The sequence below is a fragment of the Nonomuraea sp. B10E15 genome, assembly GCF_039871615.1.
In the GTDB taxonomy this organism is placed as follows: domain Bacteria; phylum Actinomycetota; class Actinomycetes; order Streptosporangiales; family Streptosporangiaceae; genus Nonomuraea.
In genome coordinates, this window is sequence record NZ_JBDPMB010000018.1 from 65,717 (window position 1) to 89,009 (window position 23,293).

The window sequence follows — 23,293 nt, forward strand, 5'->3', positions numbered from 1 at the left end:
ATGAGGTGGATACTTTCCGTTGAATGTTCCGGTGGCCATATGGTGTGGGCATGACGCGCGCTCAGTTGGACAAACAGCCGGACGAGGTCGCCGCGATGTTCGATCGCACCGCCCGGCGTTACGATTTCGTCAACGATGTGGTCTCCCTCGGGCAGGTCAGGCTCTGGCGCAGGGCGGCGGCCGCCGCGGTCGACGCGGGGCCCGGGGAGATCGTCCTTGACCTGGGGGCCGGCACGGGCACCTCCACCGACGCGTTCACCTCGCTGGGCGCGCGGGCGATCGCCTCCGACTTCTCGCTCGGCATGCTCCGCACCGGCGTGCGCCGCCACGGCGGCAACGCGTTGACGGGGCAGGGGGTGCCGTTCGTCGCGGGTGACGCGCTGCGGTTGCCGTTCGCCGACGACTCCTTCGACGCGGTGACGATCTCGGTGGCGCTGCGCAACGTGCACGACACCCCGCGGGCGCTGAAGGAGATGCTGCGGGTGACGAGGCCGGGCGGGCGCCTGGTGATCCTCGAGTTCTCGCACGTCACGTTCGCCCCGTTCAACCTGGTCTACCGCGAATATCTGATGAAGTTGCTGCCCAAGGTGGCCAAGGTGTTCGGGTCCAATGACGACTCCTACGAATATCTGGCGGAGTCGATCCGCGACTGGCCCGACCAGCCGACGCTGGCGCGCATGATCCAGGACGCCGGCTGGGAACGGGTGGCATGGCGCGACCTCACGATGGGGATCGTCGCCATGCACAGGGGGTTCAAGCCCGCCTGAGCTCGATGGTGATGAGGTGCGGGCACAGGCCCTGGAACCGGTGCCTGAGCACCAGTCGCGATCTCGGCTCGCCACCGCTCAGACCAGGCCCGCGGCGGCCCCGGGGGGTGGTCGATCTCCCGGCCGTTGTCTCTCGCGAACTCGTTGGGCCCGCGCCAGATCCACCTGTTCACGGCGGCGGTTGATTGTGCCCAGCTACCCTTGCGTTGTCTGCTCCCGCGTGTACTGTCGGACATGTCCGCGGCTCCGGATTTTGGTCTGAGTCAGAGTCAGGGTGCAGCGCGGCTACGGGCGGGTGGGTTCCGACCATCCGTCCATTCGCGCACCCGAAATTCCCGGATCTGCCCCTCCCTTCTTCCTCCGCATTCCTTCATGGCGGGCTACCACAAGGGTGTGCCGGAGGGCGTTCCCGTGCAATTCCCGCGGGGATGATGGCAGGGACTCTTTCCGGGGCGAAAGCAGACCTTCCCGGCGAGGATTGCCCAGTAGTTGAAATGGGCATAATCAGTGAATTCCTTGGGAGGAGCCGAGTGGTCGGAGAAATCAATCCGACACTCCGCCGCCGGAAGCTCGCCGCCGAGCTGCGGCGACTTCGCGAGGAGGCGGGGCTCCACGGCGTGCAGGTCGCGCGGTCCTTACGCTGGTCGACCTCCAAGATCTCGCGCCTCGAAACGGGCCAGGTGGCGCCTTCGGCCAAGGACGTGGCGCTGCTCCTCAAGCACTACGGAGTCGACGACGAGCTCAGCCGCCTGCTGCTCGAACTCGCCCACGGCGAGAACAAGGGGTGGTGGGACGCCTACGCGGACGTGTTCGCCGACGCCGTCGTGGAACTCTTCGGGCTGGAGGACGGCGCGAGCCTGGTCAGGGCCTGGGGGTCCTTCAGCCTCCCCGGGCTGCTGCAGACACGCGACTACGCCGAGCACATGGGTTACCTGGCCCGCATAGTCGAGATGGCGCCGCCCGGCAAGATCGAGCGCAGGACCCGTGCGAGGCTGCGCCGGCAGCGGGTGCTCATGAAGGACCCGCCGCTCAACTACTCCGTCGTGCTCGACGAGGCGGTCCTGCGCCGGCGTTTCGGCGACGCGGACGCCAAGCTGATGAGTGACCAGATGAGCCATCTCATGAAGATGAGCGACATGCCGAACGTCAGCATTCGCGTGCTCCCGCTGGAGCAACCGCATCCTACCGACATCGCCAACTTCATCCTTTTGAGCTTTCCCGCGATGCCGGTGCTGGGGCACATCTCCCGCGAGGCCGTCTACTTCGAGAACCATCCCGTTTTCACGCTGTCAGAAGACGAGGAGACGGTCCTCCAGTACTCTCTGGTGTTCGACGGGCTCCTGGGTCAGGCCCTGAGCGAGGAGGAGTCACGGGCTTTCATCGCCTCGCTGGCCGGCCTTTAGGCGATCATTTCGGAAAGTAATCGTCATCAATCGGTTACCAAGCGCTTCTACGATGCCTCCAACCACTAGTGTGGCCGTAGTGACTCTTGAGGCTGGGGGGACGCCGTCCGATGAACGGTTCTGTCCTGTCGGATGGCTGGCGGAAGAGCTCGTTCAGCGGAGCGGCAGGTGAGTGTGTCGAGTTCGCCAGGGGCGCCGGCGGAGAGATCATGATCCGTGACTCCAAGGACCCTTCCGGACCGGCCCTGATCTTCACCCCCGGCGAGTGGCGGGCCTTCGTCAAGGGGGTCCGGAACGACGAGTTCGACGTTTGACGGCGCCCGGCACGCAGGTAAAGGCCCTTCGTCAGGACGAAGGGCCTTGTCGTGTCCGGGAAGTGCCCCCCGACTGCCACTATGTGCACGAAAAGCAGTAGACTTCGGGCCGACAAGTTTGTGAAGGGGTTCACAAAGGAACGAAGGCGCGACACCCCAAGGCCTTCGAGCGTGTAGGACAGGACAGTCCAGTGACCGTGCCAGCAGCCCGACCTCAAGCGCAGGAGCTCGTCCCGAGAGAGCGAAGCCGACAGAGTGGCGCTGACGCGACCAGGGGCACAGCTGACGCTGATGTCATCGTCGTCGGCGCCGGCCCGGCCGGCTCCGCAGCCGCCTTCTACCTCGCCCAGGCCGGCCTCGACGTGCTGCTGCTGGAGAAGACCAGGTTCCCCCGCGAGAAGGTCTGCGGCGACGGCCTGACGCCGCGGGCCGTCAAGCAGCTGCTCAACATGGGGGTCGACATCGACGCCCCCGGCTGGGTCAGGAACAAGGGCCTGCGCGTCGTGGGCGGTGGCCTGCGGTTCGAGCTCGACTGGCCCCAGCTGGAGCGCTTCCCCGACTTCGGGCTCGTACGCACCCGGCAGGATTTCGACCAGATCGTCGCGGCCACCGCGGTGAAGACGGGCGCGCGCCTCATGGAGGGCGTCACCGTCACCGGCCCGGTGCTCGACGACCGCAGCGGCCACATCGTCGGCGTGACCACCAAGGACGGCCGTACGTTCCGCGCGCGCGTGGTCGTGGCCGCAGACGGCAACAGCACCCGCCTCGCCCTCGGCATGGGCCTGCACAAGCGCGAGGACCGCCCGATGGGCGTGGCCGTGCGCACCTACTTCGAGAGCCCCCGCCACGACGACGACTACCTGGAGACGTGGCTGGAGTTGTGGGACGGCGACACGCTGCTGCCCGGCTACGGCTGGGTGTTCGGCGTCGGCGACGGCACCGCCAACGTGGGGCTCGGCCTGCTCAACACCAGCGCCCAGTTCAAGAACATCGACTACCGCGACCTGCTCAGGCGCTGGTGCCGGTCGATGCCGGCCGACTGGGGCTTCACCGAGGAGAACATGACGGCGCCCATCCGCGGCGCCGCGCTCCCCATGGCCTTCAACAGGCAGCCGCACTACACGCGCGGCCTGATGCTGGTGGGCGACTCCGGCGGCTCGATCAACCCGTTCAACGGCGAGGGCATCGCGTACGCCATGGAGACCGGCGAGATCGCCGCCGAGATCATCGCAAAGGCCCTCAGGGGCACCACTCCCGCGCAGCGCGAGCGGACCCTGCGGGCTTACCCCCGCGTGCTGAAAGACGCATACGGTGGTTACTTCACTCTCGGCAGATGGTTCGTCGAGGCGATCGGGAAGCCGGGCGTGATGCGCTTCGGCACCAGGCACGGGCTTCCCCACCCGAGGCTGATGCGCTTCGCGCTCAAACTCCTTGGTAATCTCACCGACCGGCGAGGCGATGCGTCGGACAAGATCATAAACGCACTCTCGAAGGTCGCGCCACCAGCATGAATCTCACAACTGACAGATCCGGCTGCGCGCCCGCGCGCGCGGCGACTCCAGAGGAGGCGTAGCGATGGACCTTTACGTGCCCATCCTGGTGCTCGCCGTTCTCGCGGGGGGCTTCGCGATCTTCTCGGTCGCCATCGCTCCCTTCACCGGCCCCAAGCGCTGGAACCGCGCCAAGCTTGACGCCTACGAATGCGGCATCGAGCCGACGCCCCAGCCGGTCGGTGGTGGACGGTTCCCGCTCAAATACATGGTCACCGCGATGCTCTTCATCGTGTTCGACATCGAGATCATCTTCCTCTATCCGTGGGCGGTCTCGTTCGCGCCGGAGCTGAACGACGCGGGCCAGGCGATCGCCCCGGGCCTGGGGCTGTTCGCCCTCGTGGAGATGCTGCTGTTCATCGTCACCGTGCTCGCCGCCTACGCGTACGTGTGGCGCCGCAAGGGTCTGGACTGGGACTGAAAATGGGACTTGAAGAGAAACTCCCCAGCGGGTTCATCCTCAGCACCGTCGAGGCGGCCGCCGGATGGGCGCGTAAGAGCTCCGTGTGGCCGGCCACGTTCGGCCTCGCCTGTTGCGCCATCGAGCTGATGGCCACCGGTGGCCCCCACTACGACCTGGCGCGCTTCGGCATGGAGCGCGCTTCGGCGTCTCCTCGCCAGGCCGACCTCATGATCGTCGCCGGGCGGGTCTCGCAGAAGATGGCTCCCGTGCTGCGCCAGATCTACGACCAGATGGCCGAGCCCAAGTGGGTCATCTCCATGGGCGTGTGCGCCTCCAGCGGCGGCATGTTCAACAACTACGCCATCGTGCAGGGCGTCGACCACATCGTTCCGGTCGACATCTACCTGCCCGGCTGCCCGCCGCGGCCCGAGATGCTGATCGACGCGATCGTGAAGCTGCACGACAAGATCCAGAACATGAAGTTCGGCGCGCACCGCGCCAAGCAGATCGACGAGCTCGAGCTGCAGGCGCTGCGTACGCTGCCGCTGATCGACCAGGGGGCATCGAAGTGACCTCGCCCGACAACCTCCCTGGCAGCCCGGACAGCGGGCAGACGCCTGAGGCCCAGGTCCCCGCGGTGCCCGAGGCGCCCGTCGCCAGGCACGGCATGTTCGGGGCCTCGGACTCCGGCGACACCTCCGGCTACGGCGGTCTCGTCGTACGCCGGCAGCCCCAGATCTCGACGCCCCGCCCGTACGGCGGCTACTTCGACGAGATCGTCGACGCGCTCGCGCTCGACGACGCGATCGAGCGGGTCGTCGTCGACCGCGGCGAGCTCACCCTGCACGTCAAGCGGGAGCGGCTGGTCGAGGTGTGCCAGAAGCTGCGCGACGACCCGGCGCTGCGCTTCGAGCTCTCGCTCGGCGTGTCCGGCGTGCACTACCCGCACCTGACGGGCGAGGAACTGCACTCGGTCATCCACCTGTGCTCGATCACCCGCAACAGGCGCGTACGCGTCGAGGCCGCCTGCCCCGACGACGACCCGCACATTCCATCCACCGTTGGCGTTTACCCTGGTCATGACTGGCATGAGAGGGAGACGTACGACTTCTTCGGCATCATCTATGACGGCCATCCTGGCCTCACCCGGATCATGATGCCCGACGACTGGGACGGCCACCCGCAGCGCAAGGACTACCCGCTGGGCGGCATCCCCGTGGAATACCGGGGCGCCACCATCCCCTCGCCCGATCACAGGAGGTCGTACGCGTGAGCGAGCATGTCGAGCTGAGCGTTGACGACCGGCGGGAGGAACACGCGTGAGCACGGCTTATGACGAGGCGACCGAGGGCAAGGTCTACTCGGTCACAGGGGCCGACTGGGACCAGGTCGTGTCCGGCGTGCGCGACTCGCAGGACGAGCGCCTGGTCGTCAACATGGGCCCGCAGCACCCGTCCACGCACGGCGTGCTGCGGCTGGTCCTGACCCTCGACGGTGAGACGGTGACCGAGGCGCGCGGCGTCATCGGCTACCTGCACACCGGCATCGAGAAGAACATGGAATACCGGACGTGGACGCAGGGCACCACGTTCGTGACCCGCATGGACTACCTCTCGCCGATCTTCAACGAGACCGCCTACTGCCTGGGCGTGGAGAAGCTGCTCGGCATCGAGGACCGCATCCCTGACCGGGCGCAGGCCATCCGCGTGATGATGATGGAGCTCAACCGCATCGCCTCGCACCTGGTGGCCATGGGCACGTTCGGCATGGAGCTGGGCGCGACCACGCCGTTCCTGTTCGGCTACCGCGACCGCGAAATGGTCATGGACCTGTTCGAGTACATCACCGGCCTGCGCATGAACCACGCCTACATCCGGCCGGGCGGCGTGAGCGTCGACCTGCCCGCGGGCGCGGTCGACAAGGTCGGCGAGTTCCTCAAGGAGATGCCCAAGCGGATCAAGGACATCCGCAAGCTCCTCGACGAGAACCCGGTCTATGTCCGCCGCACGCAGGACGTCGCCTACCTCGACCTGACCGGCTGCATGGCGCTGGGCATCACCGGCCCGATCCTGCGCGCCGCGGGCCTGCCGTGGGACCTGCGCAAGTCGCAGCCCTACTGCGGCTACGAGACGTACGAGTTCGACGTCCCCACCGAGCGTGGGTGCGACGTCTACTCGCGCTATCTCGTCCGGATGAAGGAGATGGAGGAGTCCCTCAAGATCGTCGAGCAGGCGCTCGACCGCATCGCGGGGCCGCTCAAGGGCGACCCGGTGATGATCGAGGACAAGAAGATCGGCTGGCCCGCGCAGCTCGCGCTCGGCCCCGACGGGTTCGGTAACTCGCCCGACCACATCGCCCACATCATGGGCACCTCGATGGAGGCCCTCATCCACCACTTCAAGCTGGTGACCGAGGGCTTCAGGGTGCCGGCCGGGCAGGCGTACGCCAGCATCGAGTCGCCCAAGGGCGAGCTCGGCGCGCACGTGGTCAGCGACGGCGGCACCCGCCCCTACCGCGTGCACTTCCGCGAGCCGTCCTTCTGCAACCTGCAGGGCTTCCCCGCGATGGCCGAGGGCGGCCAGGTCGCCGACGTGATCGCCGCGGTGGCATCTATCGACCCCGTCATGGGAGGTGTGGACAGGTGAGCGAGCTTCGCGAGCGAACAATGAGACACAGCACCTGGGTCATGAGGGTGCCGGAGGCGCGCTCATGACCTATTCACCGGATGTCCGTGAGCGTCTCGAACGGGACGCCAAGGAGATCATCGGGCGCTACCCGAAGACGCGGTCGGCGCTGCTGCCCCTGCTCCACCTCGTGCAGTCGGAGGACGGCTACGTCTCCGACCACGGGCAGGAGTTCTGTGCCGAGATGCTCGGCATCAGCAAGGCCGAGGTCACCGGCGTCGCGACCTTCTACACCATGTACAAGCGCAAGCCGGTCGGCGACTATCACGTCGGCGTCTGCATCAACGCGCTGTGCGCGGTCATGGGCGGCGACCAGATCTGGGAGGAGCTGTCGGAGCACGTCGGCGTCGGACACGACGAGGCGACCCCCGACGGCAAGGTCTCGCTGGAGCGCCTCGAGTGCAACGCGGCCTGCGACTTCGCCCCCGTCATGATGGTCAACTGGGAGTTCTTCGACAACCAGACGCCCGAGTCGGCCAAGCAGCTCGTCGACGACCTGCGCGACGGCAAGGACGTGCGGCCCACGCGCGGCCCGAAGAAGCTCTGCACCTTCAAGGATGCCTCGCGCGTGCTCGCGGGCCTGCCCGACGGCCTGGCCGGTGACGGCCCGTCGGCCGCCGGCCCCTCGCTGGAGGGCCTGAAGGTCGCCAAGGCCAACGGATGGAAGGCCCCTGAGGCATGAGCGTCACTCTCACCCCGGTCCTGACCGCGAAGTGGGACCAGCCCGACTCCTTCACCCTCGACGGCTACGGCGAGTACGAGGCGGCCAAGAAGGCGCTGGGCATGGAGCCCGACGCCGTCATCCAGGCCGTCAAGGACTCCGGGCTGCGCGGCCGCGGCGGCGCGGGCTTCCCGACCGGCATGAAGTGGGGGTTCATACCCCAGGGGGATGGCAAGCCGCACTATCTCGTCGTCAACGCCGACGAGTCGGAGCCGGGCACCTGCAAGGACATCCCGCTGATGATGGCCAACCCGCACGCGCTGGTCGAGGGCGTCATCATCACGTCGTACGCGATCCGGGCCAGCCACGCCTTCATCTATGTGCGCGGCGAGGTGCTGCACGTGATCAGGCGGGTGCAGGCGGCCGTGCGGGAGGCGTACGCGAAGGGCTATCTCGGCACCGACATCCTCGGCTCCGGGTATGACCTGGAGCTGGTCGTGCACAGCGGCGCGGGCGCCTACATCTGCGGCGAGGAGACGGCGCTGCTCGACTCGCTCGAAGGCTTCAGGGGTCAACCGCGGCTCAAGCCTCCGTTCCCGGCCGTGGCGGGTCTCTACGCCTCGCCCACTGTGGTGAACAACGTGGAGTCGATCGCCAGTGTTCCCTCCATCATCGGCAACGGCGCCGACTGGTTCGCCGGGATGGGCACCGAGAAGTCGAAGGGCTTCGGCATCTTCTCGCTGAGCGGCCACGTCACCCGGCCCGGCCAGTACGAAGCGCCGCTCGGCATCACGCTGCGCGAGCTCCTCAGCATGGCCGGAGGCATCCGCGCCGGGCACCGGATCAAGTTCTGGACCCCGGGCGGCTCCTCCACGCCGATCTTCACCGACGAGCACCTCGACGTGCCGCTCGACTTCGAGGCGGTCGGCGCCAAGGGCTCGATGCTCGGCACCCGAGCCCTGCAGATCTTCGACGACACCACCTGCGTGGTCCGTACGGTGCTGCGCTGGACGGAGTTCTACGCCCACGAGTCGTGCGGCAAGTGCACGCCGTGCCGCGAGGGCACCTACTGGCTCAAGCAGGTGCTCAAGCGGCTGGAGGCGGGCCAGGGCACCGAGGACGACCTGGCCACGATCACCGACATCGCGGACAACATCCTGGGCCGGTCGTTCTGCGCGCTGGGCGACGGCGCCACCAGCCCGATCCACTCCTCGGTGAAGTACTTCCGCGATGAGTACCTCAAGCACTTCGAGATCGGCGGCTGCCCGTTCGACCCGAAGAAGTCCACTCTCTGGGGTGAGCAGTGACCGTCGTAGAGACCGAAACGAACCTGGTGACCCTGACCATCGACGGGTTCCAGGTCAGTGTCCCCAAGGGCACTCTGATCATCAGGGCCGCCGAGCTGCTGGGCATCCAGATCCCGCGGTTCTGCGACCATCCGCTGCTCGATCCGGCGGCCAACTGCCGGCAGTGCCTGGTCGACATCCCCGACGCGGGAAACGGCCGGGGCTTCCCCAAGCCGCAGCCGTCGTGCGCGATCGAGGTCGCCGAGGGCATGGTGGTGCAGACGCAGCTCACCTCGCCGGTCGCCGAGAAGGCGCAGCGCGCGGCCATGGAGTTCCTGCTGCTGAACCACCCGCTCGACTGCCCGGTCTGCGACAAGGGCGGTGAGTGCCCGCTGCAGAACCAGGCCATGTCCAACGGCCGCGGCGAGTCCCGGTTCCAGGAGCAGAAGCGCACCTTCCCCAAGCCGCTGCCGCTGTCGACGCAGGTGCTGCTCGACCGCGAGCGCTGCGTGCAGTGCGCGCGCTGCATCCGCTTCTCCGACCAGATCGCCGGTGACCCGCTCATCGAGTTCTTCGAGCGCGGCGCCAAGGAGCAGGTGCGCACGGCCGACGGCAAGCCGTTCAACTCCTACTTCTCCGGCAACACGGTGCAGATCTGCCCGGTCGGCGCGCTGACCGGCGCCGCCTACCGGTTCAGGGCCCGCCCGTTCGACCTGGTCTCCACGCCGAGCGCGTGCGAGCACTGCGCCTCCGGCTGCAGCATGCGCACCGACCACCGGCGCGGCCGGGTCACCCGCCGCCTGGCGGGCAACGACCCGCAGGTGAACGAGGAGTGGAACTGCGACAAGGGCCGCTGGGCGTTCACCTACGCGCAGCAGCCCGACCGGCTGAAGACGCCGCTGGTCCGCAACGAGGAGGGCGTGCTCGTGCCCGCCTCGTGGCCGGAGGCGCTGTCGGTGGCCGCCGAGGGCCTGGCCAGGGCGCGCGGCAGGGCCGGCGTGCTGGTCGGCGGCCGGGCCACGGTCGAGGACGCCTACGCCTACGCCAAGTTCGCCAGGATCGCCCTGGGCAGCAACGACATCGACTTCCGCGCCAGGCCGCACTCCGCCGAGGAGGCGCAGTTCCTGGCTCACGCGGTGGCCGGCAAGGGCATCGAGATCGACTACGCCGACCTCGAGAACGCCCCGCACGTGCTGCTCGTCGGGTTCGAGCCCGAGGAGGAGTCGCCGATCGTCTTCCTGCGCCTGCGCAAGGCGTGGATGAAGAAAGGGCTCAAGGTCACCTCGATCGCGCCGTTCGCGACGCCCGGCCTGGTCAAGATGGGCGGCACGCTCATCCGCACCGCTCCCGGCGCCGAGGCCGACGCCATCGGGGACCTGCTCGGCACGCTGGCCCCGGGCACGATCGTGCTCGCGGGCGAGCGCATGGCCACCGTGCCCGGCGCGTTCTCCGCCCTGCTGCGGCTGGCCAACGTCTGCGACGCCCGGCTCGCCTGGGTCCCGCGCAGGGCCGGCGAGCGCGGCGCGGTCGAGGCGGGCGCGCTGCCCAACCTGCTGCCGATCGGCCGCCCGGCCGACGACGAGACCGCCAGGGCCGAGGTCGCCAGGGCGTGGAACGTGGCCTCGCTGCCCGCCGGGCCGGGCCGCGACACCGCCGGCATCCTCGCCGCCGCCGGCGAGGGCGCGCTGGACGCGCTGGTCGTCGGCGGCGTCGACCCCTACGACCTGCCCGACCCCGCGGCGGCGCTCGACGCGCTCGAGCGCACGCCGTTCATCGTCAGCCTGGAGATCCGCGCCAGCGCCGTCACCGACCGCGCCGACGTGGTGCTGCCCGTCGCCGCCGTCCAGGAGAAGGGCGGCACGTTCGTCAACTGGGAGGGCAGGGGCCGCTCGTTCGAGGCGCCGCTCAAGGTGCCCGGGCTGCAGTCCGACCTCGCGGTGATCGGCAACCTGGCCGACCGGATGGACGTGCACCTCGGCCTGCCCGACGCCAAGGCCGTGCGGCGGGAGCTGTCGGGGCTGGGCGCCTGGCGCGGCAGCCGCGTCACCGCCCCGCACACCGCCACCCGCGCCCAGGTCGCCCCGGCGGCCGGCGAGGCGCTGCTGGCCACCTGGCACCTGCTGCTCGACGAGGGCAGGCTGCAGGACGGCGAGCCCTACCTCGCGGGCACCGCCCGCGAGGCCGAGGCGCTGGTCAGCGCGGTCACCGCCGCCGAGATCGGCGTCGCCGACGGCGACAAGCTCGTCATCGGCGGCACGGGCGCCGACACCGTCACGCTGCCGGCGCGCGTCGCCGACCTGCCGGAACGCGTGGTGTGGGTGCCGGCCAACTCCGGCGGCTGCTCGGTCACGCGTGACCTGCGCGCGGTGGCCGGCGACATCGTCACGATCGGGAGCGCCTCATGATGCACCTACTCGCGGCCGATCCCACCCTCGCCGACTTCGGCAAGGACCCGCTGTGGATCACCATCGTCAAGGCCGTGATGCTGTTCGTCTTCCTGATGCTGAGCGTCCTGTTCGGCGTCTGGTACGAGCGCAAGCTGATCTCGCGGATGCAGCACCGCTACGGCCCCAACCGGGCTGGCAAGTTCGGCCTGCTGCAGACCGTGGCCGACGGCCTGAAGATGGGCCTGAAGGAGGATCTCTTCCCGCGGACCGTCGACAAGGTCCTCTACCTGCTGGCGCCGGTCATCATGGTGGTGCCCGCGTTCCTGGCCTTCTCGATCGTGCCGTTCGCGCCGATGGTCAACCTGTTCGGCGTGCAGACGCCGCTGCAGCTGGTCGACCTGCCGGTGGCGGTGCTGTTCATGCTCGCCATGGGCGCGGTCTCGGTCTACGGCGTGGTGCTGGCCGGGTGGTCGTCGCGCTCGCCGTACGCGCTGCTGGGCGGGTTGCGGTCGGCGGCCCAGGTGGTCTCGTACGAGATCGCCATGGGGTTGTCGTTCGTGGCCATCTTCCTGTTCGCGGGCACGCTGTCGACGTCGGAGATCGTCGCGGCGCAGGAGCAGACGTGGTTCGCGGTGCTGCTGATCCCGTCGTTCCTGGTCTACGTGGTCTGCATGTTCGGCGAGGCCGCGCGCATCCCGTTCGACCTGCCCGAGGGTGAGGGCGAGCTGGTCGGCGGCTTCCAGACCGAGTATTCCTCGTCGCTGAAGTTCGCGCTCATCATGATGGGCGAATATCTGCACACGTTCACCGCCTCCGGCATCGCGGTGACGTTGTTCCTGGGCGGCTGGCGGGCTCCGTGGCCGATCTCGCTGTGGGACGGCGCGAACGTCGGGTGGCTGCCGGTGTTGTGGTTCTTCATCAAGTTCCTGCTGACGTTCAGCTTCATCGTGTGGGTGCGCGCCTCGCTGCCGCGCGTCCGGTACGACCAGCTCATGGCGTTGGGCTGGAAGGTGCTGATCCCGGTGAACCTGGCGTGGATCCTGCTGGTGGCCGCGGTGCGCAACGTCGTGATCAACGAGGGCGACCGGATGATCGGCATCGGGCTCGGCGCGGTGATCGTGATCGGGGCACTGGCCATCTGGATGCGGTTCGACACCGTCAACCAGCGGCGCAGGGAGGCCAAGAAGGCCCAGGTGGAGGCCGAGTTCGAGGAACTGTCCAAGGAGCCGGTGGCGGGCGGCTTCCCGGTGCCGCCGCTCGATCTGCCGCACTACCACGGGGTGCAGCACAAGGAGATTCCCAGTGGGACTAACTGATTGGCTGAACCCCGTCAAGGGCTTCGGGGTCACCTTCCATACGATGTTCAAGAAGCCCGTCACGACGAACTACCCGGAGGAGAAGAAGCCGACGGCTCCGCGCTTCCACGGGCGTCACCAGCTCAACCGCTGGCCTGACGGGCTGGAGAAGTGCATCGGGTGCGAGTTGTGCGCCTGGGCGTGTCCGGCCGACGCGATCTACGTCGAGGGTGCGGACAACACCGACGAGGAGCGCTTCTCGCCGGGCGAGCGTTACGGGCGCACGTACCAGATCAACTATCTGCGGTGCATCCTGTGCGGCCTGTGCATCGAGGCCTGCCCGACCCGCGCGCTCACCATGACGAACGAGTACGAACTCGCCGACAGCAGCCGCGAGAGCCTCATCTACACCAAGGAGATGCTCCTCGCGCCGCTGACCCAGGGCATGGAGCAGCCTCCGCACCCGATGCGGCTCGGCGAGACCGAAGAGGACTACTACCGCCTGGGACGGACCAATGGGTGAGACCATCACTTTCTGGGTGCTCGCTGTCGTCTCCGTCGGCGCCGCGCTCGGCGTGGTCTTCAACCGGAAGGCCGTCTACTCGGCGCTGATGCTCGGCACCGTGATGCTCAGCCTGGCCGTCCTGTACGCCGTGCAGGACGCGCCCTTCCTGGCCGCGGTGCAGATCATCGTCTACACCGGCGCGATCATGATGCTGTTCCTGTTCGTGCTCATGCTCGTCGGCGTGGACTCGTCGGACTCCTTCGTCGAGACGCTGAAGGGCCAGCGTTTCTGGGCCGCCGTCGCGGCGCTCGGCTTCGTGACGCTGATCGTCCTCGCCATCGGCAACGCGTTCTTCGGCGACCAGGTCGGGCTGGCGCAGGCCACGGCGCAGGGCGGCTACATCCGCTCCATCGCGCTGCTGCTGTTCACCAAGTACGTCTTCGCGTTCGAGATCACTTCGGCGCTGCTGATCACCGCCGCGCTCGGCGCGATGGTGCTGGCGCACCGCGAGCGGCTCACCGAGAAGGCCACGCAGAAGGACCTGTCCCGCGCCCGGTTCCAGGGCGATCGCCCGTCGCCGCTGCCCGGCCCCGGCACGTACGCCAGGAACAACGCCATCGACATGCCCGCGCTGCTGCCGGACGGGTCGGTCGCCGAGTCCTCGGTCAACCGCTACATCGCGCGCTACGACGTCGAGCACGGCCACCTGCCCGAGGACCCCAAGCTCGCCGCGGCCATCAGGCACCGGGCCGATGACGACGGCGCGGACACCGACGCCGACAAGAGCAACGGGGTGACCAAGTGACCACGCAGTACCTGATCCTTTCCGGGTTGCTGTTCGCCATCGGCGCGATGGGCGTGCTCATCCGGCGCAACGCGATCGTGGTGTTCATGTGCGTGGAGCTCATGCTCAACGCCTGCAACCTCGCCTTCGTCACCTTCTCCAGGCAGGTCGGCAACCTGGAAGGCCAGATCATCGCGTTCTTCGTGATGGTGGTGGCCGCGGCCGAGGTCGTCGTCGGCCTGGCCATCATCGTGACGATCTTCCGAACCCGCAGGTCCGCGTCCGTCGACGACGCCAACCTGCTGAAGTACTAAGAGGTGACTGGTGGAATCTCATATCGCTGAGATCGCCCAGCACACCGGCGGCGTGATCGGACTGTCCGGGCTGATGATCGCCTTCCCGCTCGTCGGGGCGTTCATCCTGCTGGTGTTCGGCCGGTTCACGAACCGCTGGGGCCATCTGCTGGGCGTGGCCATGTCCCTCGCCTCGTTCGTCGTGGCGGTGCTGGCGTTCTTCGAGCTGATCGGGTTCGGGGCGGAGGAGCGCCGGCGGGCCGTGCACCTCTACGAGTTCATCCCCGGCATGGTCGACATGGGGCTGCTGATCGACCCGCTGTCGATCAGCTTCGCCCTGTTGATCACCGGTGTGGGCTCGCTGATCCACATCTACTCCATCGGCTACATGTCGCATGACGAGCACCGGCGCAGGTTCTTCGCCTACCTCAACCTGTTCGTCTCCGCGATGCTCCTGCTGGTGCTGGCCGACAACTACGTCGGTCTGTTCATCGGCTGGGAGGGCGTGGGCCTGGCCTCGTACCTGCTGATCGGGTTCTGGCAGTTCAAGCCGTCGGCGGCCACCGCGGCGAAGAAGGCGTTCGTCGTCAACCGCGTCGGCGACTTCGGCCTGCTGGTCGGCATGTTCGTGATCTGGACCACGTTCGGGACGCTCACGTTCCAGGGCCTCGGCGAGCAGATCACGCCCGGCACCGAGAACGGCACCATGCTGGCCATCGGCCTGCTGCTGCTCCTCGGCGCGTGCGGCAAGTCGGCGCAGTTGCCCCTGCAGTCGTGGTTGCTCGACGCCATGGAGGGCCCGACCCCCGTGTCGGCCCTGATCCACGCCGCGACCATGGTCACCGCCGGCGTCTACCTCGTGGTGCGCTCGGGGGCGTTCTTCTTCCCCGAGGGCTCGGGGGCCGCGCTCGCCGTGGCCGTCGTCGGCGCGGCCACGCTGCTGGCCGGTGCGATCATCGGTTGCGCGAAGGACGACATCAAGAAGGGCCTGGCCGGCTCGACGATGTCGCAGATCGGCTACATGATGCTCGGGGCGGGCCTCGGCCCCGCGGGCTACGCGTTCGCGATCGGCCACCTGATCACGCACGGCTTCTTCAAGGCCGACCTCTTCCTCGGCGCCGGCTCGGTCATGCACGGCATGAACGACGAGGTCGACATGCGGAAGTACGGCGGGCTGCGCAAGTTCATGCCCATCACCTTCGCCACGTTCTTCATCGGCTACCTGGCGATCATCGGGTTCCCGCTGCTGTCCGGCTACTTCACCAAGGACGGCATCATCGAGACCGCGGTGCACCACCAGCCGATCCTCGGCTGGCTGGCCGTGCTCGGCGCGGGCATCACCGGCTTCTACATGTCGCGGATGGTCTTCATGACCTTCTTCGGCGAGAAGCGCTGGGCCGACGACGCCCACCCGCACGAGTCGCCGTCCGTCATGACCATCCCGCTGATGGTCCTGTCGCTCGGCGCGCTCGGCCTGGGCGCCTACCTCGTCCTGAGCAACCGGCTGATGGTGTTCCTGGCCCCGGCGGTCGGCCGGCCCGAGGAGCTGCCCGCCTTCCACTTCACCAGCACCCCCGGCCTGGCGACCCTGGCGCTCGTCGCGGTCGGCGCGGCCTTCGCGTGGATGAGGTACGGCCGGGCCGAGGTTCCGTCCGTGCAGCCGCGCGGCTCCTTCCTCACCACGTTCGCCCGGCGCGACCTGTACGGTGACGCGCTCAACGAGTCGCTCTTCATGCGTCCCGGCCAGTGGCTGACCCGCCTCGCGGTGTTCTTCGACAACCGCGGCATCGACGGGCTGGTCAACGGTCTGGCGGCGGGCATCGGCGGCAGCTCCGGGCGCCTGCGGCGGATCCAGACGGGCTTCGCCAGAACGTACGCGCTGTCCATCCTGATCGGTGCCGCCCTGCTGACCGGCGCCCTGCTCCTCGTTGGGAACATCTGATGTCACCCTGGCTTCCGATACTCATGGCGGTGCCCGTGCTGGGCGCCATCGTGGTGGCCCTGCTTCCCAAGGGCAGAGACAAGCTGGCCAAGCAGGTCACGCTGCTGGTCTCGCTGGCGGTGCTGGTCCTGACGGGCGTCATGGCCGCCGGGTTCAAGCCGTCGGGCGAGCGCTTCCAGTTCGTCGCCGAGTACGACTGGATCCCGAGCTTCGGCGTGAAGTTCGGGGTCGGCGTCGACGGCGTGGCGCTCGTGCTGATCGCGCTCTCTGCGGTGCTGGTGCCGATCGTGGTGCTGGCCTCGTGGCACGACGCCGACGGCGTCAAGACCGCCGACGGCACGCTCATCACGCCCAAGCGCTCGGTGAAGACGTACTTCTCGCTGCTGCTGGTGCTGGAGACGATGATGATCGGCGTCTTCGCGGCGACCGACATCTTCCTGTTCTACGTCTTCTTCGAAGCCATGCTGATCCCGATGTACTTCATGATCGGCTCGTACGGCGGCGCCCAGCGGTCCTACGCGGCCGTGAAGTTCCTGCTGTACTCGTTGTTCGGCGGCCTGCTCATGCTGGTCGCGGTCATCGGGCTCTACGTGGTCGCGGGCAAGCAGACGTTCATGTTCCCCGAACTCGTCGGGGCCATCCAGGACCCGACGATGCAGAAGTGGCTCTTCGGCGGGTTCTTCATCGCCTTCGCGATCAAGGCGCCGCTGTGGCCGGTGCACACGTGGCTGCCCGACGCGGCCGCGCAGGCTCCGGCCGGAGCCGCCGTGCTGCTGGTCGGCGTCCTGGACAAGGTCGGCACGTTCGGCATGCTCCGCTTCTGCCTGGAGTTGTTCCCCGACGCGGCCAAGACGTTCACGGTGCCGATCATCGTGCTGGCGGTCATCAGCATCATCTACGGCGCCATCGTGGCCATCGGGCAGACCGACATGAAGCGGCTCATCGCGTACACGTCGATCTCGCACTTCGGGTTCATCGTCATGGGCGTGTTCGCCATGTCGTCGGTCGCCCAGTCCGGCGCGGCCCTCTACATGGTCAACCACGGCTTCGCCACCGGCGCGCTGTTCCTGGCCGCCGGGTTCCTGATCGCCAGGCGCGGCTCGCCGTTCATCGGCGACTACGGAGGCGTGCAGAAGGTCGCGCCGGTGCTCGCGGGCTTCTTCCTCGTCGCCGGTCTGGCCGGGCTCTCCCTGCCGGGCCTGTCGTCCTTCGTGAGCGAGTTCATGGTCATGATCGGCACGTACTCGAGCCAGGCCCACGGCTCGGGGGCGCTGACGGCGGCCGCGGCCGTCTCCGCGGTGGCGGTGATCCTGGCGGCCGTCTACATCCTGTGGATGGTGCAGCGGACCCTGAACGGCCCGACCGCCGAGCCGGTCAAGCCGTTCAAGGACCTGAACGCCCGCGAGGTCTGGGTGCTGGCTCCGCTGGTCGCCCTGATCATCGGGTTCGGGTTCTTCCCCGCGCCGCTGCTCAACGTGATCAACCCGTCAGTGCAACAGACGCTGACCAACGTGGGCGTACCCACCTCCACCATCGCTGAGAAGGGGACAGGTCAGTGAACTCCATCCCAGCGCCGACGATCGAATACGGCACGCTCGCGCCGCTGCTGGTGGTCTTCGGCGCTGCCATCATCGGGGTGCTCGTCGAGGCCTTCGTGCCGCGCTACATGCGCAAGCCGATCCACGTGGCGCTCACCCTGCTCAGCCTGGCCGGCGCATTCGCGCTGGTCCTCCTCCAGGTCGTGCGCGGCCAGGTGTCCACCACGGCCTCCGCCGTGGGCGCGCTCGCGGTGGACGGGCCCTCGCTGTTCATCTGGGGCGTCATCCTCGTCCTGTCGTTCGTCTGCGTGCTGCTCATCAACGACGAGGGTCACTTCGTCGCCTCGGCCGCGGCCGTTCCGGGCAGCGCCGACGAGGAGGAGGCGGAGTCCGCGGGTGGCGGCCACACCGAGGTCTATCCGCTGGTCCTGTTCGCCGTGGGCGGCATGCTGCTGTTCCCGGCCTCGCACGACCTGCTGATGATGTTCGTGGCCCTCGAGGTCATGTCGCTGCCGCTCTACCTGCTGTGCGGCCTGGCCCGCCGGCGCCGCCTGCTGTCGCAGGAGGCGTCCATGAAGTACTTCCTGCTGGGCGCGTTCTCCTCGGCGTTCTTCCTGTACGGCGCCGCGATGATCTACGGCTTCGCGGGCACCGTCTCGCTGCCGGGCATCAACCAGGCCCTGGCCGCCGGCGGCGCGCTCGACCCGCTGCTGATGATCGGGCTCGCGATGCTCGGCGTCGGCCTGATGTTCAAGATCGGCGCGGCTCCGTTCCAGGCCTGGAAGCCCGACGTCTACCAGGGTGCACCCACGCCGATCACCGCTCTGATGGCCTCCGGCACGCTCGTGGCGGCCGTGGGCGCCGTGCTGAGGGTGTTCTGGGTGGGTCTGGGCAACCTCGACTGGAACTGGCGGCCGGTCATCTGGGGGATCGCCGCGCTCACCATGATCGTCGGCTCGATCCTGGCGATCACGCAGACCGACATCAAGCGCATGCTGGCCTACTCGTCCATCGCGCACGCGGGCTTCCTGCTCGTCGGCGTGATGGCCACGTTCGGCACCGCCGCGCAGAACGCGGCCTCGCTGAAGGCGATCCTGTTCTACCTGGCGGTCTACGGCATCACCACGGTCGGCGCGTTCGCGGTGGTCACGCTCGTACGCGATCCGGGCGGCGAGGCGGGGCACCTGTCGCGCTGGGCCGGGCTCGGCAAGCGCGCGCCGATGCTGGCCGGGGCGTTCGCCTTCTTCCTGCTGGCCTTCGCCGGCATCCCGCTGACCAGCGGCTTCTTCGGCAAATATGCCGTGTTCGCGGCCGCGCTGGAGAGCGGCACGCAGCCCGGCGACTCGATGGGCGGCTGGATGGCGGCGCTGGTGGTCGTGGGCGTCGTGGCCTCGGCGATCGCGGCGTTCTTCTACGTCCGCGTGATCGTGCTGATGTTCTTCAGCGAGCCCTCGGCCGACGGACCGGCGATCGCGGTGCCCAGTATGGGAACCGTGGCCGTCATCGCCGTCTCCCTGCTGGTTACCGTAGGAGTGGGGCTCTACCCGGAGTCCGTGCTCGGTGTTGCTGACGACGCTGCTCGCAGCCTGTTCATTAGATAAGGGGATCCCGTATGTCCGCGCCTCCCGTGGTTGACCTTCCCATTGAGGACGAGCGGTTGGCGCAGGACGTGGCCAACGGACTGGCCGCGGTCGAGAAGCTGCTGCGCTCGTCCGTGGAGAGCGAGGACGCCTTCGTCACGGAGGCGTCCAAGCATCTCATCGAGGCCGGTGGCAAGCGGTTCAGGACGTTGATGGTGTTGCTGGCCGCGCAGTTCGGCGACCCGTCCGCGCCGGGTGTGGTGCCCGGCGCGGTCGTGATCGAGCTGACCCACCTGGGCTCGCTCTACCACGACGACGTCATGGACGAGGCCCCGGTACGCCGGGGCACGCCCTCCGCCAACGCCCGGTGGGACAACACCGTGGCGATCCTCACCGGCGACTACCTGTTCGCGCAGGCCTCCGACATCCTGGCCGACCTGGGTCCCGAGCTGATCCGCATCCAGGCCCAGACGTTCTCCCGCCTCGTCCAGGGGCAGATCCGCGAGACCATCGGCCCGCGCGACGACGAGGACCAGGTCGGCCACTACCTCAGCGTGCTGTCCGACAAGACGGGCTCGCTGATCGCCGCCTCGGGCCGCTTCGGCGCGCTGCTGTCCGGGGCTCCCGCGGACGTGGAGGAGCGGCTCAGCCGCGCGTGCGAGGCCATCGGGGTGGCCTGGCAGCTCGGCGACGACCTGCTCGACGTGGCCTCCACCGGGGCGGAGTCGGGCAAGACGCCGGGCACCGACCTGCGCGAGGGCGTCAGGACCCTTCCGGTGCTGTACGCGCTGGCCTCGGGTGAGACGTCCCGGCTGACCGCGCTGCTGTCGGGACCGGTCGCCGAGGAAGAGGTCGAGGAGGCGCTGACGCTGCTGCGGGCGCACCCGGGGATGGCGCGGGCGCGGCGGGAGCTGGAGTCGTGGGTGGACCGGGCCCGTGCCGACATTTTCGGCCTTCCCGACATCCCCGCCAAGAACGCATTTTTGGCGCTATGTGACTACGTGGTGGAGCGCAGCGGCTGATCGCCCGCCGGTCCGCTCGGGGGATCGCCCGCTCGGCCGCCCGCCGGTTCGCCCGCTGGGGTGGCCGATCGCCTGACCCGGGCGGCCGTACGCGCCGTCCTGAGGCTGTCGTACGTGAAGACCGCCAGCGCCACCCAGACGATCGCGAAGCCGATCCACCTGCTGGGCGGCATGACCTCCTGCACGATCAGCACGCCGCACGCGAACTGCAGGATCGGCGCGATGTACTGCAGCAGCCCCATGGTGCTCAACGGCACCCGGATGGCCGCCGCCCCGAAGCAGATCAGCGGCACCGCCGTGACCAGGCCGCCGCTCGCCAGCAGCGCCGCGTGCCAGATCCCTTCGGTCCCGAACGTCGCCGCGCCGGTGCCCTGCAGGAAGAGCAGGTAGCCGAGGGCCGGCAGGAGCAGGACCAGCGTCTCCACGGCCAGGCTCTCGGTCGCGGCCACGTTCGCCCGCTTCTTGACCAGCCCGTACACGCCGAAGCTCATCCCCAGCGTCAGGGCGATCCACGGCGGCCGCCCGTAGTCGACCGTCAGCACGAGCACGGCCAGCGCCCCGAACCCCACCGCGGTCCACTGCAACGGCCGCAGCCGCTCCCGCAGCAACACCACCCCGAACAGCACGTTGACGAGAGGGCTGATGAAGTACCCCAGGGCGCTCTCGACCACGTGCCCGGTGTTCACCGCGTAGATGTAGGTGCCCCAGTTGACGGTGATCACGACGGCGGCGAGGCTCAGCAGGCCGAGCTTCGCCGGCCGGCGGGCCAGCTCCCTGAACCACGACCAGTGCCTGCGCACGGCCAGCACGGCGGCGACGGCCACCAGCGACCACACCATCCGGTGCGCCAGGATCTCCACGGCGTCCGAGGGCTTCAGCAGGGGCCAGTAGAGCGGGAACAGACCCCACATGGTGTAGGCGGCGGCCCCGAACAGTACGCCGCGCCGAAGGTCAGGCATGTACCCCAGTTTCGGGCATTACCACCTTTAAACACAAACGTGTTTCTCTATAGGGAATTATGCAGGATCTCTTAAGTGTTGACGGGTATGTAGGCTGAGGGAAGACCTCTGGAGGTGCGAGATGGGCTGGCTGTTCGGCGGCAACAAGACATCGATGGTCCGACCGGAGGACGCCCTGCCGGGACGCGCGGAGCCCATGCCCGTGCCCGCCCGCCACGCCGTCCTCGACGCCCCCCTCGCCCCGCCGTACGCACCGGGGCTGGAGGTCGCCGACTTCGGCCTCGGCTGCTTCTGGGGCGCCGAGCGCATCTTCTGGCAGACCCCGGGCGTCGTCACGACGGCCGCCGGCTACCAGGGCGGCCACACCCCCAACCCGACGTACGACGAGGTCTGCAGCGGCCTCACCGGGCACGCCGAGGTCGTCAGGGTCGTCTTCGACCCGGCGAAGGTGTCGTACGAAGAGCTCCTCAAGGTCTTCTGGGAGGCTCACGACCCGACGCAGGGCATGCGCCAGGGCAACGACGTCGGCACCCAGTACCGTTCGGCCATCTACTACCACTCCCCGGAGCAGCAGAAGGCCGCCGAGGCGTCGCGCGACGCCTACCAGCAGGTGCTCAAGCAGGCCGGCTACGGCGACATCACGACCGAGCTCGCCCCCGCCGGCCCCTTCTACTTCGCCGAGGACTATCACCAGCAATATCTGTACAAAGTGCCCAACGGGTACTGCGGCATCGGCGGCACGGGCGTCAGCTGCCCCGTCGGCCTGACCTCAGGGGAGGCCTGAGCTGATGCTCGGCCCGGGGCGCTGCGCTTCTATATAGAAAGATGTACAGTTGATGCATGACTGTTCTCCACGACGCTAATGAGCTGAGCGTCACAGAGGCGGCCCAGCGAGGCGTTGCCCGCCTGGTGGCTGATGCGGAGCAGGGGACCGACCTTGTGGTCACCCGGCGGCATCAGCCAGTGGCGGCCGTCGTGAGCATTCGCCGGCTCAATGAGCTGGAGGAAGCGGCGGCTGATCTTCGCGATCTGGCGCTGGTGCTCGCCCGGTCGGTCACGGATACGGGGGAGCGGGTCTCGTTTGATGAGGTGCTTGCCGCTTTCGGGCATACTCGCGAGTCGCTGTCCGCCATCCCGGACGATGAGTGAATCGTGTCCGACGTCGTCTTCACGGCGCCGACGGTCGACGACCTCCGGCGTATCGGCCCGGACGCGGTGCCTAAAGTACTCAAGAAGATCCTGCTCCTCCTGGACAACCCTGAAGCCGGCTACCCGCTGGGCGGGGAACTGAGCGGTTTCCGGAAGCTGGTGGTCGGTCGCAATACCTGGCGTGTCGTCTACCGCATCACCGAGGACAAGGCGGTGGAGATCTGCGAGGTGTGGGCTGTCGGTGAGAGGGCCGACGCGGAAGTGTACGCGGAGGCGACAGCGAGGGTTCGCGAGGCGGGTGCGGACCGGCCCGAGATCATCCAGCTCGGCCAGGTGATCGAACGCCTCGGCGCGCTGGCCGATCACATTCGAGTGGAGAAAACTCCTCCTAGGGAACCGGTTCCAGATTGGCTCGCGGACCGGTTGATCTACACGGTTGGGATGGCGCGTGAGCATGTTGCCGCTCTCGATCTTCGAGAGGCGGTCGACATGTGGGCTGAGTACCGATCCAAGCCTCATTAGGTCGCGCTGTTCGCCGCTCCGATCGCGATCGTCGCGGTGGTCCGCACTGTCGGCGCCATCGTCGGCGCCTTCGACGGCGGTTCGGTGCTGGTGGCGCTGGACTCCGGTCTTTTCCTCCTCAGCGAGGGCGCCGTTCAGGCCCTTTTCGTGGTGACCTTCGTTCGCAACCATCGGCACTGGTTCGGCCGGCGCCGCTCGGCACCGGCCTCTCCTGAGCCGGCCGGCCTGACCTCCGGCGAGGCGTAGACC

At 68.3% G+C, this 23,293-nt stretch carries 24 protein-coding genes; 23 read left to right on the plus strand and 1 reads right to left on the minus strand.

Annotated features, from left to right (window positions below; all coding sequences use genetic code 11):
- Nucleotides 1–50: 50 nt before the first annotated feature.
- From ABGB14_RS36220 to ABGB14_RS36310, 19 genes are all read left to right on the plus strand, one after another.
- The gene (locus ABGB14_RS36220) at nucleotides 51–767 is read left to right on the plus strand and encodes a demethylmenaquinone methyltransferase (RefSeq protein ID WP_347648359.1); all 717 of its coding nucleotides are present in this window, start codon (nucleotides 51–53) and stop codon (nucleotides 765–767) included.
- A 530-nt stretch (nucleotides 768–1,297) separates the two neighbouring features.
- Entirely contained in the window at nucleotides 1,298–2,170 is an 873-nt protein-coding gene (locus tag ABGB14_RS36225; RefSeq protein WP_347648360.1) for a helix-turn-helix transcriptional regulator, read from the plus strand.
- 110 nt (nucleotides 2,171–2,280) lie between these two features.
- Entirely contained in the window at nucleotides 2,281–2,484 is a 204-nt protein-coding gene (locus ABGB14_RS36230) for a DUF397 domain-containing protein (protein WP_347648361.1), read from the plus strand.
- 191 nt (nucleotides 2,485–2,675) lie between these two features.
- Nucleotides 2,676–3,995, plus strand: coding sequence for a geranylgeranyl reductase family protein (locus ABGB14_RS36235; RefSeq protein ID WP_347648362.1), 1,320 nt, complete (start codon nucleotides 2,676–2,678; stop codon nucleotides 3,993–3,995).
- 64 nt (nucleotides 3,996–4,059) lie between these two features.
- Nucleotides 4,060–4,455, plus strand: a complete 396-nt coding sequence (locus ABGB14_RS36240; protein WP_132592415.1) for an NADH-quinone oxidoreductase subunit A — start codon at nucleotides 4,060–4,062, stop codon at nucleotides 4,453–4,455.
- 2 nt (nucleotides 4,456–4,457) lie between these two features.
- Nucleotides 4,458–5,009 (plus strand): NADH-quinone oxidoreductase subunit B family protein, encoded by a 552-nt coding sequence (locus tag ABGB14_RS36245; RefSeq protein ID WP_347617218.1) that lies wholly within the window; start codon nucleotides 4,458–4,460, stop codon nucleotides 5,007–5,009.
- Complete coding sequence (locus ABGB14_RS36250) at nucleotides 5,006–5,710, plus strand: NADH-quinone oxidoreductase subunit C (RefSeq protein WP_347648363.1); 705 nt, start codon at nucleotides 5,006–5,008, stop codon at nucleotides 5,708–5,710. The genes ABGB14_RS36245 and ABGB14_RS36250 overlap by 4 nt, the downstream gene beginning before the upstream one ends.
- A 46-nt stretch (nucleotides 5,711–5,756) precedes the next feature.
- Nucleotides 5,757–7,082, plus strand: coding sequence for an NADH-quinone oxidoreductase subunit D (locus tag ABGB14_RS36255; RefSeq protein ID WP_347648364.1), 1,326 nt, complete (start codon nucleotides 5,757–5,759; stop codon nucleotides 7,080–7,082).
- Nucleotides 7,083–7,116: 34 nt separating this feature from the next.
- Nucleotides 7,117–7,803: an NADH-quinone oxidoreductase subunit NuoE gene (nuoE, locus tag ABGB14_RS36260; RefSeq protein ID WP_347648490.1), complete on the plus strand. Its 687-nt coding sequence runs from the start codon at nucleotides 7,117–7,119 to the stop codon at nucleotides 7,801–7,803.
- Complete coding sequence (gene nuoF / locus ABGB14_RS36265; protein WP_347648365.1) at nucleotides 7,800–9,089, plus strand: NADH-quinone oxidoreductase subunit NuoF; 1,290 nt, start codon at nucleotides 7,800–7,802, stop codon at nucleotides 9,087–9,089. The genes nuoE and nuoF overlap by 4 nt, the downstream gene beginning before the upstream one ends.
- On the plus strand, nucleotides 9,086–11,473 hold the full coding sequence (locus ABGB14_RS36270; protein WP_347648366.1) for an NADH-quinone oxidoreductase subunit G: 2,388 nt from the start codon (nucleotides 9,086–9,088) through the stop codon (nucleotides 11,471–11,473). The genes nuoF and ABGB14_RS36270 overlap by 4 nt, the downstream gene beginning before the upstream one ends.
- Nucleotides 11,470–12,771 carry an NADH-quinone oxidoreductase subunit NuoH gene (nuoH, locus tag ABGB14_RS36275; protein WP_347648367.1) on the plus strand — a complete coding sequence of 434 codons (1,302 nt, stop codon included), beginning with the start codon at nucleotides 11,470–11,472 and terminating at the stop codon, nucleotides 12,769–12,771. Before ABGB14_RS36270 ends, nuoH begins: the two co-directional genes overlap by 4 nt.
- A complete protein-coding gene (gene nuoI / locus ABGB14_RS36280) occupies nucleotides 12,758–13,273 on the plus strand; it encodes an NADH-quinone oxidoreductase subunit NuoI (protein WP_347617211.1) in 516 nt (171 codons plus the stop codon). The genes nuoH and nuoI overlap by 14 nt, the downstream gene beginning before the upstream one ends.
- Nucleotides 13,266–14,060, plus strand: coding sequence for an NADH-quinone oxidoreductase subunit J (locus ABGB14_RS36285; protein ID WP_347648368.1), 795 nt, complete (start codon nucleotides 13,266–13,268; stop codon nucleotides 14,058–14,060). The genes nuoI and ABGB14_RS36285 overlap by 8 nt, the downstream gene beginning before the upstream one ends.
- Complete coding sequence (nuoK, locus tag ABGB14_RS36290) at nucleotides 14,057–14,353, plus strand: NADH-quinone oxidoreductase subunit NuoK (protein WP_347648369.1); 297 nt, start codon at nucleotides 14,057–14,059, stop codon at nucleotides 14,351–14,353. Before ABGB14_RS36285 ends, nuoK begins: the two co-directional genes overlap by 4 nt.
- A gap of 73 nt (nucleotides 14,354–14,426) precedes the next feature.
- A complete protein-coding gene (gene nuoL / locus ABGB14_RS36295; protein WP_347648491.1) occupies nucleotides 14,427–16,274 on the plus strand; it encodes an NADH-quinone oxidoreductase subunit L in 1,848 nt (615 codons plus the stop codon).
- Nucleotides 16,274–17,833 (plus strand): NADH-quinone oxidoreductase subunit M, encoded by a 1,560-nt coding sequence (locus tag ABGB14_RS36300; protein ID WP_347648370.1) that lies wholly within the window; start codon nucleotides 16,274–16,276, stop codon nucleotides 17,831–17,833. The genes nuoL and ABGB14_RS36300 overlap by 1 nt, the downstream gene beginning before the upstream one ends.
- On the plus strand, nucleotides 17,830–19,413 hold the full coding sequence (gene nuoN / locus ABGB14_RS36305) for an NADH-quinone oxidoreductase subunit NuoN (protein ID WP_347648371.1): 1,584 nt from the start codon (nucleotides 17,830–17,832) through the stop codon (nucleotides 19,411–19,413). The genes ABGB14_RS36300 and nuoN overlap by 4 nt, the downstream gene beginning before the upstream one ends.
- Before the next feature lie 11 nt (nucleotides 19,414–19,424).
- On the plus strand, nucleotides 19,425–20,414 hold the full coding sequence (locus tag ABGB14_RS36310; protein ID WP_347648372.1) for a polyprenyl synthetase family protein: 990 nt from the start codon (nucleotides 19,425–19,427) through the stop codon (nucleotides 20,412–20,414).
- On the opposite strand, the gene rarD is transcribed toward ABGB14_RS36310, so the two are convergent.
- Nucleotides 20,390–21,373, minus strand: coding sequence for an EamA family transporter RarD (gene rarD / locus ABGB14_RS36315; protein ID WP_347648373.1), 984 nt, complete (start codon nucleotides 21,371–21,373; stop codon nucleotides 20,390–20,392). The genes ABGB14_RS36310 and rarD overlap by 25 nt on opposite strands.
- A gap of 121 nt (nucleotides 21,374–21,494) precedes the next feature.
- Here rarD and msrA point away from each other — a divergent pair, with 121 nt between their 5' ends.
- Genes msrA through ABGB14_RS36335 form a run of 4 tightly spaced genes read left to right on the plus strand, consistent with a single transcriptional unit; the run spans nucleotide 21,495 to nucleotide 23,290 of the window.
- Nucleotides 21,495–22,157, plus strand: a complete 663-nt coding sequence (gene msrA / locus ABGB14_RS36320) for a peptide-methionine (S)-S-oxide reductase MsrA (protein ID WP_347648374.1) — start codon at nucleotides 21,495–21,497, stop codon at nucleotides 22,155–22,157.
- A 56-nt stretch (nucleotides 22,158–22,213) separates the two neighbouring features.
- Complete coding sequence (locus ABGB14_RS36325) at nucleotides 22,214–22,522, plus strand: type II toxin-antitoxin system prevent-host-death family antitoxin (RefSeq protein ID WP_347648375.1); 309 nt, start codon at nucleotides 22,214–22,216, stop codon at nucleotides 22,520–22,522.
- Nucleotides 22,523–22,525: 3 nt separating this feature from the next.
- The gene (locus ABGB14_RS36330; RefSeq protein ID WP_347648376.1) at nucleotides 22,526–23,044 is read left to right on the plus strand and encodes a type II toxin-antitoxin system RelE/ParE family toxin; all 519 of its coding nucleotides are present in this window, start codon (nucleotides 22,526–22,528) and stop codon (nucleotides 23,042–23,044) included.
- A gap of 36 nt (nucleotides 23,045–23,080) precedes the next feature.
- Nucleotides 23,081–23,290 (plus strand): hypothetical protein, encoded by a 210-nt coding sequence (locus ABGB14_RS36335; RefSeq protein WP_347648377.1) that lies wholly within the window; start codon nucleotides 23,081–23,083, stop codon nucleotides 23,288–23,290.
- The last annotated feature ends 3 nt before the right edge of the window (nucleotides 23,291–23,293 follow it).

Coding starts and splice junctions, on each gene's coding strand:
- ABGB14_RS36220 (WP_347648359.1), top strand. CDS start 51: ATGACGCGCGCTCAGTTGGACAAACAGCCGGACGAGGTCGCCGCGATG.
- ABGB14_RS36230 (WP_347648361.1), top strand. CDS start 2,281: ATGAACGGTTCTGTCCTGTCGGATGGCTGGCGGAAGAGCTCGTTCAGC.
- ABGB14_RS36240 (WP_132592415.1), top strand. CDS start 4,060: ATGGACCTTTACGTGCCCATCCTGGTGCTCGCCGTTCTCGCGGGGGGC.
- ABGB14_RS36245 (WP_347617218.1), top strand. CDS start 4,458: ATGGGACTTGAAGAGAAACTCCCCAGCGGGTTCATCCTCAGCACCGTC.
- nuoF (WP_347648365.1), top strand. CDS start 7,800: ATGAGCGTCACTCTCACCCCGGTCCTGACCGCGAAGTGGGACCAGCCC.
- nuoH (WP_347648367.1), top strand. CDS start 11,470: ATGATGCACCTACTCGCGGCCGATCCCACCCTCGCCGACTTCGGCAAG.
- ABGB14_RS36285 (WP_347648368.1), top strand. CDS start 13,266: ATGGGTGAGACCATCACTTTCTGGGTGCTCGCTGTCGTCTCCGTCGGC.
- nuoL (WP_347648491.1), top strand. CDS start 14,427: ATGATCGCCTTCCCGCTCGTCGGGGCGTTCATCCTGCTGGTGTTCGGC.
- ABGB14_RS36300 (WP_347648370.1), top strand. CDS start 16,274: ATGTCACCCTGGCTTCCGATACTCATGGCGGTGCCCGTGCTGGGCGCC.
- ABGB14_RS36310 (WP_347648372.1), top strand. CDS start 19,425: ATGTCCGCGCCTCCCGTGGTTGACCTTCCCATTGAGGACGAGCGGTTG.
- rarD (WP_347648373.1), bottom strand. CDS start 21,373: ATGCCTGACCTTCGGCGCGGCGTACTGTTCGGGGCCGCCGCCTACACC.
- msrA (WP_347648374.1), top strand. CDS start 21,495: ATGGGCTGGCTGTTCGGCGGCAACAAGACATCGATGGTCCGACCGGAG.
- ABGB14_RS36325 (WP_347648375.1), top strand. CDS start 22,214: ATGACTGTTCTCCACGACGCTAATGAGCTGAGCGTCACAGAGGCGGCC.